Annotated in this window: 18 protein-coding genes; all 18 read left to right on the top strand. The window is 44.3% G+C overall.

The window, feature by feature from the left end:
* Positions 1–4 precede the first annotated feature (4 nt).
* On the top strand, positions 5–217 hold the full coding sequence (locus IDJ76_RS18495) for a heavy-metal-associated domain-containing protein (protein ID WP_191165391.1): 213 nt from the start codon (positions 5–7) through the stop codon (positions 215–217).
* A 111-nt stretch (positions 218–328) separates the two neighbouring features.
* Positions 329–802 (top strand): hypothetical protein, encoded by a 474-nt coding sequence (locus IDJ76_RS18490; protein WP_191165389.1) that lies wholly within the window; start codon positions 329–331, stop codon positions 800–802.
* A gap of 69 nt (positions 803–871) precedes the next feature.
* On the top strand, positions 872–1,435 hold the full coding sequence (locus IDJ76_RS18485) for a helix-turn-helix domain-containing protein (protein WP_191165387.1): 564 nt from the start codon (positions 872–874) through the stop codon (positions 1,433–1,435).
* A 10-nt stretch (positions 1,436–1,445) separates the two neighbouring features.
* Positions 1,446–2,960 carry a hypothetical protein gene (locus IDJ76_RS18480; RefSeq protein ID WP_191165385.1) on the top strand — a complete coding sequence of 505 codons (1,515 nt, stop codon included), beginning with the start codon at positions 1,446–1,448 and terminating at the stop codon, positions 2,958–2,960.
* 34 nt (positions 2,961–2,994) lie between these two features.
* Complete coding sequence (locus IDJ76_RS21260) at positions 2,995–3,330, top strand: four-helix bundle copper-binding protein (protein WP_191165382.1); 336 nt, start codon at positions 2,995–2,997, stop codon at positions 3,328–3,330.
* 153 nt (positions 3,331–3,483) lie between these two features.
* Complete coding sequence (locus IDJ76_RS18470; protein ID WP_191165380.1) at positions 3,484–3,903, top strand: hypothetical protein; 420 nt, start codon at positions 3,484–3,486, stop codon at positions 3,901–3,903.
* Between the two features lie 257 nt (positions 3,904–4,160).
* Positions 4,161–4,877, top strand: coding sequence for a TylF/MycF/NovP-related O-methyltransferase (locus IDJ76_RS18465; RefSeq protein WP_191165378.1), 717 nt, complete (start codon positions 4,161–4,163; stop codon positions 4,875–4,877).
* A 136-nt stretch (positions 4,878–5,013) separates the two neighbouring features.
* Positions 5,014–5,361 carry a hypothetical protein gene (locus tag IDJ76_RS18460; RefSeq protein ID WP_191165376.1) on the top strand — a complete coding sequence of 116 codons (348 nt, stop codon included), beginning with the start codon at positions 5,014–5,016 and terminating at the stop codon, positions 5,359–5,361.
* Positions 5,362–5,587: 226 nt separating this feature from the next.
* On the top strand, positions 5,588–6,838 hold the full coding sequence (locus IDJ76_RS18455) for a hypothetical protein (RefSeq protein WP_191165374.1): 1,251 nt from the start codon (positions 5,588–5,590) through the stop codon (positions 6,836–6,838).
* Between the two features lie 78 nt (positions 6,839–6,916).
* Entirely contained in the window at positions 6,917–7,327 is a 411-nt protein-coding gene (locus IDJ76_RS18450) for a hypothetical protein (RefSeq protein WP_191165372.1), read from the top strand.
* Between the two features lie 75 nt (positions 7,328–7,402).
* On the top strand, positions 7,403–7,903 hold the full coding sequence (locus tag IDJ76_RS18445) for a DUF3347 domain-containing protein (RefSeq protein WP_191165370.1): 501 nt from the start codon (positions 7,403–7,405) through the stop codon (positions 7,901–7,903).
* Between the two features lie 79 nt (positions 7,904–7,982).
* Entirely contained in the window at positions 7,983–8,561 is a 579-nt protein-coding gene (locus IDJ76_RS18440; RefSeq protein ID WP_191165368.1) for a DUF3347 domain-containing protein, read from the top strand.
* 3 nt (positions 8,562–8,564) lie between these two features.
* Positions 8,565–9,020 carry a heme-binding domain-containing protein gene (locus IDJ76_RS18435; RefSeq protein ID WP_191165367.1) on the top strand — a complete coding sequence of 152 codons (456 nt, stop codon included), beginning with the start codon at positions 8,565–8,567 and terminating at the stop codon, positions 9,018–9,020.
* A 5-nt stretch (positions 9,021–9,025) separates the two neighbouring features.
* Complete coding sequence (locus IDJ76_RS18430; RefSeq protein ID WP_224746407.1) at positions 9,026–11,770, top strand: multicopper oxidase domain-containing protein; 2,745 nt, start codon at positions 9,026–9,028, stop codon at positions 11,768–11,770.
* Between the two features lie 123 nt (positions 11,771–11,893).
* Entirely contained in the window at positions 11,894–12,352 is a 459-nt protein-coding gene (locus tag IDJ76_RS18425; RefSeq protein ID WP_191165365.1) for a 5-fold beta-flower protein, read from the top strand.
* Positions 12,353–12,435: 83 nt separating this feature from the next.
* Complete coding sequence (locus tag IDJ76_RS18420; RefSeq protein ID WP_224746406.1) at positions 12,436–12,603, top strand: SHOCT domain-containing protein; 168 nt, start codon at positions 12,436–12,438, stop codon at positions 12,601–12,603.
* Between the two features lie 10 nt (positions 12,604–12,613).
* Positions 12,614–14,638 (top strand): copper-translocating P-type ATPase, encoded by a 2,025-nt coding sequence (locus IDJ76_RS18415; RefSeq protein ID WP_191165363.1) that lies wholly within the window; start codon positions 12,614–12,616, stop codon positions 14,636–14,638.
* A 55-nt stretch (positions 14,639–14,693) separates the two neighbouring features.
* The gene (locus tag IDJ76_RS18410) at positions 14,694–15,047 is read left to right on the top strand and encodes a DUF6799 domain-containing protein (protein ID WP_191165361.1); all 354 of its coding nucleotides are present in this window, start codon (positions 14,694–14,696) and stop codon (positions 15,045–15,047) included.
* Positions 15,048–15,863 lie beyond the last annotated feature (816 nt).

Below are 15,863 nucleotides of genomic sequence, written 5' to 3'. Positions count from 1 at the left end.
ACAAATGGAAACTTTAAAATTCAAGACCACCATCAAATGCGGTGGTTGCATAGCAAGTGTTACCCCTGTCCTCAATCATTTAGAAGGTATAGAAAAGTGGGAAGTGGATACCATCAACCCCGATAAGATCCTTACGGTAACTGCATCAACAGCATTGAAGCCGGATACAGTGATCACCGCACTGGCAGCCAAAGGCTACCGTGCGGAGGCGATATAGATAAATCCGCTGTTGATAAGTCCCCGGACCGGTAGGTTCGGGGACTTATATGATTATCAGGAAAATAAGCTAAATTTAAACAATTGTAACATTCTTCTGTAGTAATAAATAATGAGAAAATTTGGTGCTTTTAGCCTGGCTGCGTTTTACCTGTTGTTAACAACAGGTATGTTCGTATGCCTGGTGCATTGTAGTGCCGAATATATGCTTGGAAAGCCCGTGCAGGCGATGGCCGCCCATAAAGACGATGATAATGATGGCCACGACCATGAAGCGATGCTCCCTGCCGGACATGATGATGATAACGACAAGGGAAAAACGCACGATCATCAAAAACCCTGCGGAGAAGGAAAAGATTGCAGCTGCTGCAACCAGCATGATAACTATATCATTAAGGAGAATACTTCCGGATCGGCTGAACTTCAGCTGACTGCATTACAGGTTGCTATAATCCCTTTACCATATCATGCACTAACGCCGGTTCACGGCATATACCAGGCCAAAGTGTCGTGGCTTAATGCGACGGGACCGCCGCGCGCTGCCGAACAGCAACTATTTATTAAATTCCGATCCCTTCTGATCTAATTCAAGCTTTGCTGCAATTCTGCAGCCTGAAGAACTATTGCCTTCACTTTCTTTTAGCTTGAATTAAACATGACACTATATATCAAAAATATGGTTTGCGACCGCTGCATCATGGTCGTTAAACAACAACTGGAAAACTCAGGTTTCCGTATTATTTCGATAACGCTGGGTAGCACTGTTGTCCAGCCCGAACCTGATGCTGTTCAGTTAAGTTCTATTTCTTCCTCCCTGAAGCTGCTTGGCTTTGAGCTGATCGATAATGAAAAAGACCGCGTTGTACAGCGTATTAAGGACCTGATCATTGAAAAAATACATCACAGTGACCTTGCGGATAGCCACCTCAGTTTTTCAGATTACCTTTCCGACCGGGTACATAAGGATTACACTTATCTCAGCCGGATGTTCTCGGAATCGGAAGATACGACCATTGAGAAGTTCATTATTCAGCAAAAGATAGAAAAGGTCAAAGAGCTGCTGGAATACGGCGAGCTCAATATGAACGAGATTGCGTGGAAGATGGGCTACAGCAGCAGCGCCCATCTGTCCGCGCAGTTCAAAATGATAACCGGTTTAACACCGAGCCGCTTCAAAGCATCTGAACCCGGGCAGCGTAAACCCATTGACAAAATTTAACAGCTATCCTATGAAAAACTTAATCATAACTGCCATAGTGTTGCTGTGGCTACCTGCCATAGTGCAGGCCCAGACCATGAATATGGGCGACACAACGAAGATCAAAAAAAGCAAAAAAATAAGCACCCCGGTAAAACCTGCCGAAATGAAGGGCCTAAAAATGGCGGATACCACCAAAAAGCCTAAAGCCTCAAAAATGAGTATGCCCATCAAGCCTGATACGATGAAAGGCATGAAGATGGAGGACATGCATAAAGATTCGTCTATGTCAGGCATGGATATGGGCGGGATGCAGATGAATGGTATGTCCATGAAAATGATGAGCAATTCGCAGTCGCTGAACCTGCCTATGACCAGGGACGGATCGGGAACGAGCTGGCTGCCGGATGCGTCACCCATGTACGGCATTATGCTGAACAGCGGCAAGTGGAGCTATATGCTGCATGGCAATATTGCGCTACGTTATACCAAACAGGACCTGGGGGATAAGGGCAGCCGTGGTGGGGACAAGTTCGATGCGCCAAATTGGTTTATGGGTATGGCACAGCGAAAAATTGGCGCAAAGGGGTTATTGCACTTCAACCTGATGATGTCGCTTGACCGGCTGACGGAGGGTGGTGGCGGTTACCCGTTACTGTTCCAGACCGGAGAAAGCTGGAAAGGTTCCCCGCTGATCGATCACCAGCACCCGCATGATCTTTTCTCAGAATTGTCTGCCAGTTATGCCTACTCTTTTTCGAATAAGACGGATCTGAGCATCTATGTGGGCTATCCCGGTGAACCGGCCTTAGGACCTGTAGCGTTCATGCACCGTCCATCTGCCATGTCTAATCCCGATGCACCGATCAGTCACCATTGGTCCGATGCTACTCATATCACCTTTGGAGTGGCCACGGTCGGCTTCCGGTTTTATGATTTCAAGATCGAAGCCTCCTCTTTTACGGGCAGGGAACCTAACGAAAACCGGTTTAATTTTGATAAGCCAAGATTTGATTCCTGGAGCGGACGATTAAATTATAACCCTTCGGCGAACTGGGCCTTCCAGGTTTCCCACGGCTTCATCAAGAGCCCGGAATATCTGCACCCGGAGGAAAATGTATACCGCACAACGGCGTCCGCCACTTACAGTATGCCTTTCGGGGATGAAAAAACGTTCAATGCGACAGCGCTATGGGGTTTGAATAAAACGCCTGAGCAGCAGGGTAATCATTCCGCCTTGCTGGAGGGTGATGTGCGTATGAAAAAAATAGCAGTCTACGGCCGCTATGAATTTGTGCAGAAAACCACCGAAGAATTGGTGCTGAATCCCCTGGCGTACGGCGATAACACCATTTTCCCCATAAACGCGATCAGCCTGGGGCTTACCTATGACCTGGCCAAACTTGGCCCGCTGAACCTTGCTGCCGGAGGCCAGCTGACCTATTACGCAGCTGACAGCAAGCTCAACACATTATACGGCAAAAACCCCATGGGCGGACAAGTCTTCCTGCGCCTGTATCCACGTATGATGAAAATGAAAATGTAAAAGCCAAAATGTAAAACCATAAAAACGATCAATTATGTTACATCAAAAATTTAAGGACTGTATAGCAGCCGGCCTGGCCTGTGCAGTCGCCTGCAACCATTGTGCAATTTCCTGCCTCAGTGAAAAGGATGTAAAAATGATGGCCAAATGTATCGGCCTCGACCTCGAATGCGCGGCGGTTTGCCGCTCTGCTGCCGAACTCATGAGCTTGGGAAGCAACTACAGTGTGCAGCTGTGCCGGATTTGCTCCGATGCCTGCAAAGCCTGCGCTGAAGAATGCAATAAACATGATATGAAACACTGCCAGGAATGCGCAGCGGCTTGCCGGGATTGCGCTTCTGCCTGTGAAGCCATGGCGATAGCCGCCTGATTTCAACAGACACCTGATGCCAAAAGATGCACAGGTGCCTGTTATCAGGTTTAAATAGATGATTTGATCCAAAAACATTTAAAAATTCAGGCTGGCCTTCGATGAATGATCTTTTTTAGTAATATCTTTAGAACGTAAAGCGCAAATAGCGGAATGAAAAAAAACTGTGCGATAATTATGACATCATTTTACCTGTTGTTAACAACAGGTGTTTATGCGTGTCTGCTGCATTGCACAGCAGATTATATTTCCGAAAACTTGTTGAAAAGCGCAGCAATTCATGCTGTAACAGAGGAGCACGAACAGGACGAAAAAGGTGAAGATGACGATTGCCGGAAGGGCGATTGTGACTGCTGCTATCACCACGGCAGCTACGTTGTAAAAGAAAACTACCATCCGGTTGCTGATTACAAATTGACTGCGATCCATGTGGCGATCATTCCTTCAGACCGTCAGCTTTTCTTTTATGTGCCGGAGATATTTACGCCGGTCATCAGCTGGCCCAGATCGACCGGACCGCCATATTTCCGAAGCCGCCCACTTTATATTTCCAACAGGACTCTTCTTATTTGATTTTAACTGCCGCGAATCTGCGGCCAGGATTGCTATTTCTATATATCGCCAACGCGATGAGCATCCCTATCGTTAAAAATTTCTTTCCATTATCTTATTAGCCATTTTCCATGTGAAATGTTCAACCGGACAGGCGATGCTGTTTAGCACTGCGGCCTGATCTGTATTGCATATAAGCATTTTCGGAATCAGGTAAAAAGCTTAAGGTACTGGTTTGCATCTAAATCAAATATTAAGTAATCCTAACCATATTTTAAATGAGCAACTATTTTATTACTCAACCGCCTTTTGGAAAATTAAAAGGGAAATCATCGCTTATAGCATTCGCCAATAAAGTTCTAAGATTTATGAAAACCGGTTATACGGTAAGTCCAGTTGACACCATTGTTGACATGAACACTATTGAGCAGCGAATTAATTATTATCACTTATTAGACCACGTGCTGGACGCGAATATTCCAGGCGACGTTATAGAACTCGGCACTTTTACCGGGCAATGCGCCATGTTGTTCCAAAAGGTACTTGAGCAACATCAATCCGGTAAAACACTTCACCTTTATGACACATTCGAATCGAAATACACCATAAAAGGAAGTGTAGAAGAACAACTTATCCAAAACTTTAAAAATGCAGGGCTTTCATTGCCTGTTTTACATAAAGGATTATTTGAAGATACGATACCGGGCCAGCTGCCTGCACAGATTTCATTCGTTCATATTGATTGTGGTTTTGGCGGTGATCAGCAACAGCATAAAGGCGTTGTAACGTATTGCCTGAAAGCAATATATCCCAAAATGTCGAAAGGTTCGGTTTGCATACTCATGGACTATTACGACCAGGCAGTAAACGGTGTCGGCTTTGATGCCCATCCGGGTGTTAAAATGGCCTGTGACGAATTTTTGGAAGACAAACCTGAAACGGTAAGCTGTTTATATGGCAATCAATACTATCATGGATTTTTTAGGAAGAAGTAATTGTTAGTAGTTTGGTTTTCTATCATAAAAACATTTTTTATGCTTAGAAAACGGTATCCGTTCATTTTTAACCGTGATCAACCTTACCTGGACTTTATGTAAGGATCGCTTTTCAGACATTAAAAATCTTACAGCAATGCAAGAAGATATTATTTACAGCATTCAAAATCAATATGGTGCAAAAAGAACCATTAAGATTGTTCCTGAAACAGAACCTAAAAAGAATACCGGTATCTGTATTACCGGTGCATTTCACTTATTCTACATGATGATGAATGCAAATCTGCCACCCGCTCCTATGGAAATGGACACCTATATGTGTTTTGCAGGAAGCCTGTGTTTTATTGACGACGCCTTCCACGATTGGCATTACGATGGTAAAACCTTCGCAGAAGCAGAAATAGTTCAGATCGTTAAAATCATTCAGGATAATGTAAAGGAATGGCTGGACCAGGGCGATATTCCCCTTATTCTTGAAGAATAATACTTGGAAATCATATAACTGAATTATAATTGAGCGATGAACGAATGACTGCATTGATATCCTGCCAGGTGACTTATATGCGTCGGGAAGAGCGAATGATGGTATGTGAAGAAAAAAGCGCCCGCAGATTTATAAGGGCTGTGATATTTTGATCCGATTGATATAGTTTGTTTTAACTTATCTAAATTAGGACGTCCGTTACATGCCGGCAACCCATTTATAACATATGAATGAACATTTACAATCTATAATCAGCCAATACAAAAACGACAGGGAATCGGTTTATAATACCTGGTTCATTAATAACGAAGAGCGGTTAAAGGCCTTTCGTTCGATCCGCAGGGGTGTCCTGCAGGTTATCGACGATATCAAGAGCAAACGTTTTAGCAACGACTTCAAAGGTACTTCACTGGAATTTGTGCTTTCCTGTATTACGGAACAGAAACAGGTTTTTGAAGGTGCTTCGCACCCTTTTTACTGGAAACCTAAATTGAGAATACCGGACATTTATGAGAACCAGGCGAATAAAACAGCATTCGGACAGTTCCTTGAAAACTGCATCCATGCCAAAAACGAGGAGCAGGTGGTCAAAGAAATTGAAAAACTGGATGCGCTGAAGATCAAGGGACTTGGCCCTGCTGTAGCCAGTATCCTGTATTTTCTGCACCCTACCTGGATACCTCCGTTTAATACGGCGATCATTAACGGGTTTAATTACTTGTTCAAGGATAAAAAGAAATTGGGGAGCTGGAGCGAATACCTGAAGATCAGGGAGGTCATTATGGATATGAACCGGAAGCACTGCAATGAGTTGTCGCTGGATACCGGTGCTTTTGCCGGGCTGCTTTTTGAGATCGGGACGCAGAAACTGCTTTTGGGCAAAGACGAGTACCTGTCGGAGACGGAGCGTAGCCGGCTAGAAAAACTCATCGAAAAACGGCACAAGGACAAACGTACGGAAATGGCAGATGAGCATCTTCATAATGAAATGCAATATCACCTGTTAAAGATTGGGCATGCACTGGGCTACGATGTCATCGCGGCATCAAACGACCGCTCCAAAAGCTGGGATGGAAATAAGTTCAGCTTTATTTCGCTGGCTGACTTTCCGCAGCTCGCCCTTGAAAAAGAAGTGCTGAACACTGTCAAACTGATCGACGTACTTTGGTTTCAAAAAGGCACGTCAAAAGTGATCGCTGCCTTTGAAGTGGAAAAAAGCACCAGTATCTATTCCGGCATCCTGCGTTTAACGGACCTGAGCTGCAGCCTGAATAATAAGGAGGAAGTACTGTATCTCGTTGTTCCTGATCAGCGGGAGAAAGATGTGCTCATGCAGCTTTCCAGGCCATCGATCCGGCAGGGTAATATGGAAATGAAATATATCTGCTTTTCGGACCTGCGGCAGCATTGTGACGCGCTTTGCAAATTTGGCGACGATCATGCGATCATGCAAAAAATAGCAAGAGTAGCGGTTTGATCAATTTCCATCAAAATATAAGAATATGACGGAATTATATAAATCTGTCGCCTTACTAATTTTTAAGTTTGTATGGAAATGAAAGGTAAGGCACTGATATTGTTATTTGTATTCCTGCTCAACACGGTCGCCGGGTTCAGCTGTGCCTTACATATGGCGCATCAGGAACACCGTGAGGTGAAAGATCATCACGGGCACCGGCACGCCATCGGATCTGCAGTTCATCAACATACTGCAAACAAGACCCTGGTGTTACCAAATGACCCCTGCTGCCAGGGTGCAGTCAATAACTTTATTTCGCAGGCCAAACAAATTCCGGCCGGCAATACCACCGTGGTTATACCAACCTTTTTCTTTATTAGTCACCCAATTGATTTTTTTCTGAATCCGGTGACTGATATGTGTTTGCCCCAACTCAAAGTTACGGATGAGCGGCGACGGCCCCCTGACACGGATATCCGGGTTTCCATACAAAGTTTCCTGATCTGATTAGAATAGTCTGAATATATCATGGCTACGCCATGCCTTTATAGTATACTATGTCAATAATCAATTTAGAAGATCATGAAAAAAATATTTTTAATAGCCGCGCTAATCGCGACCGCGTTTACTCAACAACTTTTCGCTCAAGGTGCCAAATCAACCGCACTTAGCCCGTTGCTGACTTCCTATTATAGCATGAAAAACGCACTCATTGCTTCCGCAAGTCCTGAGGCGGCTACCGGCTCAGCTGAATTTGTGACATTATTGAGCGCAGTGGACATGAAATCACTACCGGCAGCTGATATGGAAGCATTTATGTCCTTACAGGAGAAACTGTCGGCTGATGCCAGACGTATTTCTGAAAGCAAGGATATCGCCGTTCAAAGGGAGCGATTTGCTAATTTATCCGCCAACTTTTTCAAACTCGCTAAGGCCGTTAAACTGACCGACCAGGCTGTTTACTATGACTACTGCCCGATGAAAAAGAGTTACTGGCTATCTGCTGATGCCTCAATCAAAAACCCATATTATGGAAACCAGATGCTTACCTGCGGCAAAGTGAGCGAAACCCTGAACAAATAATCAACGGGAGTAATGAACACCCTGCTAAATGATTTTACTTCGTTTAGCAGGGCTAATATGTTACCATAAAAATTACATCATGAAAAATCTGATCATTGTCGTTGCCTTTGCTGCAACTTCATTAACGATAGCAGCCTGCAATAATTCAAATAAGCCTGTTGCTTCAAGCACAACTGACACTACTAAAATGGCCTCCGCAACCGGAAAACGGGCAGCTCAAACAAAACCAGCGGTAAAAAGTCTTCTGGACAATTACCTGCAATTAAAGAATGCGCTCGCCGCTGATAATAGCGACGAAGCTGCCACCGCAGGAAAAGCAATCGCTACAGGCTTCGCCAATTTTGATCAAACCGCCTTGACTGTAACTCAAAAGAAGTCTTTTGCCGACATTCAAGGGGATGCTAAAGAAATGGCCGAACATATCGGCGAAAGCGCCGGGAAGTTACCCCACCAGCGGGAGCATTTCGAGATGTTGAGCCAGGATATAGTCGATCTTGTTAAACTATTCGGCGCGGGACAATCCTTATACGTTGATCATTGCCCGATGTATAACAATAACAAAGGAGCTGACTGGCTAAGCGAAACCAAAGCGATCAAAAATCCCTACCTGGGTACTAAAATGCCAACCTGCGGGTCTGTTAAAGAAGAAATCAAATAAGTCATGAAACGGATGTTCAAACGTTTGCCCGGTGTAGCCCTGCTTTTGTTCATCGCTATACAGTTCATCCCCCGTGATCATAACGAAGCAGGCAATACACCTGTCCATGATATCTCCGGCGTTTATCATATACCTGCCAGTGTCGGGCTGATCCTGAAAAGATCCTGTTATGATTGCCACAGCAATAAAACGGTATACCCTTGGTATGCCAGACTACAGCCGGTAAGGCTGTTGATGGATCGGCATGTGCGGGATGGAAAGGCTGAATTAAACTTTAATGCGTTCGGAACTTACAGCGCCCGAAAACAAAGGAGCAAATTGCGGGCGATAGGTGAAAGCCTCGACGAGGCTTCCATGCCCTTGTCTTCCTACACGCTGCTTCACCGGGACGCTTTCCTTTCCAGGGCGGAACAGATATTATTAACGAACTGGGTCAAACAAACATCGGATAGCCTGTAGAAAAAATGAAAATGAAGAAAATACTGATCGTAGCGCTGCTGCTTTGCCTCAGGCAAGTAGTATTTGCACAAAACGACATGCAAAACATGAGCGGGATGCAAAAACAGCAGCCCATTACCTATACCTGCCCGATGCACCCGGAGATCCATGCTGCGAAACCGGGCAACTGCCCCAAATGCGGCATGAAACTGATCAAAGAAAAACAGAAAGCTGCTGCTAAAAAAGCTGTCAGAATGAATATGCCTGTGAAGGAAAAAAACACGAAAGTAGATGGCATGTCAATGGGGACAAAACCGGCAGTGCAGGCCAAGAACTACACTTGCCCGATGCATCCGGGCGTCGATTCCGCGCAACCGGGCAATTGCCCTAAGTGCGGGATGAAACTGGTCAAAGAGCCATCAAAATACCTGGAAATACCGGTGGCCGACAGCACGAAAAAGGACGAAAATATGACCGGCATGAAAATGGACGGCATGGATATGCCCGCAGGTCCCGCAGAAATAGAAGCAGCGAAAGCGCATCTGGGGCCAATGAAAACGATTGTTGCCAAATACCCTCCACGCACGGTTCGGTACGATCTTTACATTGCCGACACGACCGTAACTTACGGCGGTAAACCTAAAAGGGCAATCGCGGTAAACGGTAGTATCCCGATGCCAACACTAACTTTTACGGAAGGGGATACGGCTGAGATCTATGTACACAACAGGCTGAAGGAGGAAACATCTCTGCATTGGCACGGTCTGTTCCTACCTAACCGTTATGACGGCGTTCCGAACCTTACGCAAATGCCTATCAAACCCGGGGCAACGCACTTATACAAGTTTCCGATCAAACAACATGGTACCCATTGGTATCACAGCCATACCGGATTACAGGAACAGATCGGCATGTATGGTTCCTTTATTATGAATAAAAGGCAGGAATGGGATATTCCTACTATTCCAATGGTGCTGAGCGACTGGACGAATATGAACCCCAAAGAAGTAGCGCGTAGCCTTCATGCTGCGACCGATTGGTTCGCAATTAAAAAAGGAACTACCCAGAGTTACCTGGAGGCAATACAAACAGGCCACTTCAAAACAAAAGTTGGAAACGAATGGAAGCGCATGAACGCCATGGATGTAAGTGACGTTTACTATGATAAATTCCTGATCAATGGCCAAAACCAGTTAGAAGAACCACAATTTAAAGCCGGCCAAAAAGTAAGGTTACGTATAGCCAATGGCGGAGCCTCCTCGTATTTCTGGTTGAAATATGCTGGTGGAAAAATGACGGTGGTCGCTACTGACGGAAACGATGTAGAACCGGTAGAAGTAGATCGTCTTATTATTGCTGTGTCAGAGACCTACGATGTTGTCGTCACTATTCCTGAAAATAAAAGTTACGAATTTTTAGTTACCCCGGAGGACAGGACCAAATCGGCTTCACTTTGGCTGGGTAAGGGCGATAAAGTTTATGCGGGGAAGATGCCGAAGCTGAAATACTTTGCCGGAATGAAAATGATGAACGACATGATGGACATGAACGGCAACATGGTGCAAATGGATGGGATGACCATGCAGAACCAGATCATGGACATGAATACAGTAATGTATCCGGAAATCACCGGCGAAGAAAATCCTAAAGCAGACAATGAAAAAAGCAGTATGCCGGGTATGCAGATGGCGAATGATAAGAGTATGTCAGGCATGAACATGGCTGCCGACAACCCTGACATTGTAACCCTCAATTATAATATGCTACGTGATCCGCAAAAGACTACACTGCCTAAAGGGCCTATGCGCGAACTGAAGTTTGACCTGACCGGCAACATGAACCGTTATGTATGGACGCTGGATAATAAGACCGTTTCTGAATCAGATAAAATCCTGATTAAAAAGGGCGAAAACTTGCGGATCATTCTGTATAACAACAGTATGATGCGGCATCCTATGCACCTGCACGGCCATGACTTCCGGGTTTTAAACGGTCAGGGTGAGAAGGCTCCTATGAAAAACGTGATCGACATCATGCCAATGGAACGGGACACCATAGAATTCGCGGCCAATGAACCGGGCGGGGACTGGTTTTTTCACTGCCATATATTATATCACATGATGAGCGGTATGGGCCGTGTATTTAGCTATGAAAATTCGCCGCCGAACCCTGATGTGCCTGATCCGAAGCTGGCACAGCGCAGGCTATTTTGGGACGATCAGATGCCGCACCTGATGGACAAGGTTGGTTTGGAAAGTAATGGAACAGACGGACAACTCATGCTCGGCAGTACCCGTTGGAAAGCTACCACCATGTGGCATTTAGGCACGGATGCCATGATGGGGTATGAGAGTGAAACGATGGTCGGCCGTTATATCGGTCGAAACCAGTGGTTGTTCCCATACGTAGGCTTCGATTATCACTACAAAAAGTTTAACCCTGATGAAAAGAATATTTTTGGCAGCGATTACAAAAACCTTTTCGGCCAGGTCAGTAATAAAGAAAACCGGCACACGGTAGTTGCGGGTGTAGCTTATACGCTACCTATGCTATTTGTGGCTGACATGCGGATCGACGGAAATGGCAAACTGCGCTTCCAGTTGGGACGGGAAGATATCCCGGTAGCGCAGCGGCTGCGCATGACGCTCATGATCAACACCGACAAGGAGTACACAGCAGGTTTGCGGTATATCATCACCAAATACTTTTCATTGTCCACTCATTATGATAGTGACATGGGGCTTGGGGGTGGCTTAACGTTAACCTATTAATTTAGTACTGCTATGGTTAATTAGTGACAACAATCACTAATTAACCTGTTGATAATCATTGAGTTTAAAACTCATTAAGTGGAATTTTGTGCTATATAAAATACTTACACAAAAAATTCAATCATGAAAAAACTGCATCTTTTATTATTAATAATGGTAACGCTTGCAACAGGTATTACTACCGAAGCTGTTGCCCAAACCAAAAAGGACACCACTCAGAAAATTTACATCAATGCCAAAGGTGGAATTCATGATCACGGCGGGACAAAGCTTGGCTATATTGATAAAAACAATATGGTCAGGGATAATACCGGCAAGGAATTGTATTTTATCGACAAAGCCGGCAATGTTATCGGCTCCGACGGACGAAAATTAGGTACGGCAAAAAAGAACGGATCTTATTATAATATCGACGGGGAGAATGTTTTAAATACAAAAGATATTGATAAAGAGAAATGCGCCATTTTAGATCCGCAGGGGCATAATTTCGGAACAGCGCACAAAAATTACAAGCTCCATGCTTGCGCCGCGCATTGCTATTGGCTAATGAAGGCGAAGGAAAAGGCGGTAAAAAAATCTTAATCGTTTAACTGATATTAAAACTAAAGATTATGATGTACTACGGGAGTTTTGGAGGAATGCACCTGATATAGTGGTTCGTCTGGATGATCATGCTGGTCTTGATATTCGCAACACCATACGATATTCCGGGCCAGCGCAGGCGTAAAGACACGCCGCTCAATGGGCTGCAAAAGCGATTTGCTGCTGGCGAAATTACAACAGAAGAGTACCTGGAAAAGAAAAAGATCCTTGAAACGGATTTAGCCAACTAAACTGAACACTATGGATATGAGCAAAATGCCGGAAGGTATGGACCACAGTAAAATGCAAAAGGGTCATGACCCGCACATGGGCATGTCGGAGCACGACCACCATGCCATGATGATCGCTGATTTTAAAAAGCGTTTTTACGTGGTGCTGGGACTCACCATCCCTATTATGCTGTTATCAACCATGATACAGCACTTTATGGGGGTGAACTGGGCTTTTGCCGGGTCTTCCTACCTATTGTTTGCTTTATCCTCCGTGGTCTTTATTTATGGCGGCTGGCCTTTTTTAACGGGTTTGGTAGATGAGGTGAAAGCAAAGAATCCGGGCATGATGTTCCTGATCGGCTTTGCGATTACCGTTGCCTATGCCTACAGTGTGGCCATTGTATTCGGTTTAAAAGGTATGGACTTCTTTTGGGAACTGGCTACCCTTATTTTGATCATGTTGTTAGGCCATTGGATAGAAATGCGGTCAGTGATGGGCGCGTCAAACGAACTGGAGTTATTGGTTCAGCTCATGCCAGCGGACGCCCACATGGTGATGCCGGATATGGTGCATGATGTAAAGACAGATACGCTGAAGGAGAATGACATTATCCTTATCAAGCCCGGCGAGAAAGTCGCGGCAGATGGGATCATACTGGAGGGCGAGAGTTATTTAAATGAATCCATGCTGACCGGTGAATCAAAGCCGGTATTGAAAGTTAAAGGCGACAAAGTGATCGCCGGTTCGATCAACGGTAATGGCTCTTTTAAAGTTACCGTTTCTCATGCAGCTAAAGATTCCTATCTGTCCCAGGTGGTTAAATTGGTGGATGATGCGCAGAAGTCAAAATCCCAAACACAGCTGTTGGCGGATCAGGCCGCCAAATGGTTAACGGTGATCGCACTGGTTACGGGCATCGGAACATTTCTGTATTGGTATTTAACCGGTCAAACCTTAGCGTTTGCAATGGAACGGATGGTAACCGTAATTGTTATTTGCTGCCCTCATGCTTTAGGTTTGGCAGTACCGCTTGTGGTGGCTAAGTCAACGGCCTTATCGGCTAAACACGGCCTACTAATCAAGAACAGGACCGCATTTGAAAATGCAAGGAAGATCACTACCATCGTTTTCGATAAAACGGGGACACTAACCGTAGGTAAGTTTGAAGTTTCTAAAGTCGTTACGCTAAATAAGGAGATAAAGGAAGATGAACTGATCCGTTTAGCTTCTGCCTTAGAACAAAAATCCGAACACCCGATTGCCACCGGCATCCTGCAAAAAGTTAACGAATTAAAACTAACGATCCCTCAAGCCGAAAACTTTAAGGCGATCACCGGCCAGGGCGTGGAAGCGAGCGTAGAGGGTAAAAAGCTAATGGTGGTTAGCCCTGGTTATTTGAGGGAAAATAAGTTAGCTGTGCCGGAGGGTTTTACTGCCAATGACACCGAAACGGTGGTGTTTGTACTGATCGATCAAAAGCTTGCCGGATATATTGCTTTATCAGATGAGATACGTCCCGAATCAGCAGATGCTATTAAAACGCTAAAGGCTGAAAATATCAAATCCATACTGCTTACAGGCGATAATACGAAGGTAGCAGCCAGTGTAAGTAAAACTTTGGGTATGGATAGTTTTATTGCCGAGGTATTGCCGCATCAAAAATTGGAGAAAATAAAAGAATTGCAAAGCAAAGGTGAGTTTGTGGCGATGACAGGGGATGGTGTAAATGACGCGCCTGCATTAGCGCAAGCGGATATTGGTATTGCGGTTGGTTCGGGCAGCGATATAGCGGCGGAAACAGCAGGGATTGTTTTAGTGAACAGCAATCCAAAGGATATTGTCAGCCTGATCCTATTTGGCAAAGCGACCTATCGGAAAATGATACAGAACCTGGCCTGGGCGACAGGTTATAACATCGTGGCGCTACCATTGGCTGCAGGGGTATTATACAACCAGGGCATTGTATTAAGCCCGGCGGCGGGTGCCGTGTTAATGACCGTAAGCACCGTCGTGGTAGCAATTAACGCAAGCCTGTTAAAAGTAAAAGACTAAGTTTTAAAAGTGGCTCGATTAGTGGATACATACAAGAAAATTAACCAAAGAAAACATGAAAAGAATTATGATCGCCTTAACTGCTGTTACATTAAGTTGTAGCGCAATGGCACAAACCAAAATGGCCGACACCTCTATGCATAAGATGTCGCACATGTCTATGAAAAAAATGAACCACTCTGCAATGATGATGGACGGTAAAATGATGACCATGATGCATGGTAAAAGTATGCCAATGACCAAAACAATGACTATGACCAATGGCACTATGGTAATGACAGACGGTACCGTTAAAATGAAAGACGGAAAAACCATGACACTAAAAGAAGGCCAATGCGTGATGATGAGCGGCAAGGTGATGAAAATGCCAATGAAAAAGGGCATGATGAATGACAAAATGAAGATGTAATTTCCATATTGCTAAAAGCCTGGCTAATACGTTTTAATTAGCCGGGTTTGTTCGTACTTATTTATTTAAGGATTGAGAGACTTGTTCAACCAATTCTACGCACACAAAAACGAATACTATAAAAGCTTTCAAAATGAAGTTAGTCTTTAAAAACATACAAGTATATTTATTGAAGTACCTTGGAAACATACCATGCGAGACTGTAAAATAAACTGTGTCGAAGCGTAAATAATTACCTTTAACATTAGATGAAAGTACATCTGCTCTGCCATGATATTGGCGGCATGGTAGCAATGAGTGTTGCATTCAATTATCATTAAGTTATTTCAAAACTTATCCTGATGGATGGCGCGAATTAAAGCGATGGCGTGATTCGGATTCCGCTGATACCACCATTAAATACATTTTATACTGAGAATGGCTGGCGAGGCTCCCTATGTCTGGTGAATGAGTTTTAAAATTAAATAAAATTTAAAAATAGTCTTTGAATAACAAATAAGTATTTGAGAACGGTTCCTTATTGGATTGTTAAAAATCAAATTACCCCGCCAAACGCTTCAATTCTTTGATAATGGTACGAAATTATTACGTAACGCACTAAATTGAAAATCTCAAAGAAAATCCAGTCCGTAGAGAAAGATTTTGGAACTTATTTGGAAGATTTAAGAAGAAAGATAGCTAATTGATCAAGCTTGTTATTATTTGGTTCGAATGGCCGTGATGAGTTAGTTAAGCAATGTGATCCCAATTGGACTTTTTTCGAAGCATTTAATGAGAGAATTAAAGCTAATTACTGGCGTTTTTCAATGGGTTCGA

Origin of the sequence: Mucilaginibacter glaciei, assembly GCF_014773245.1 — a bacterium.
In the GTDB taxonomy this organism is placed as follows: domain Bacteria; phylum Bacteroidota; class Bacteroidia; order Sphingobacteriales; family Sphingobacteriaceae; genus Mucilaginibacter; species Mucilaginibacter glaciei.
The sequence above is the reverse complement of the archived record's forward strand: the minus strand, read 5'-3'. Positions and strand labels throughout refer to the sequence as shown.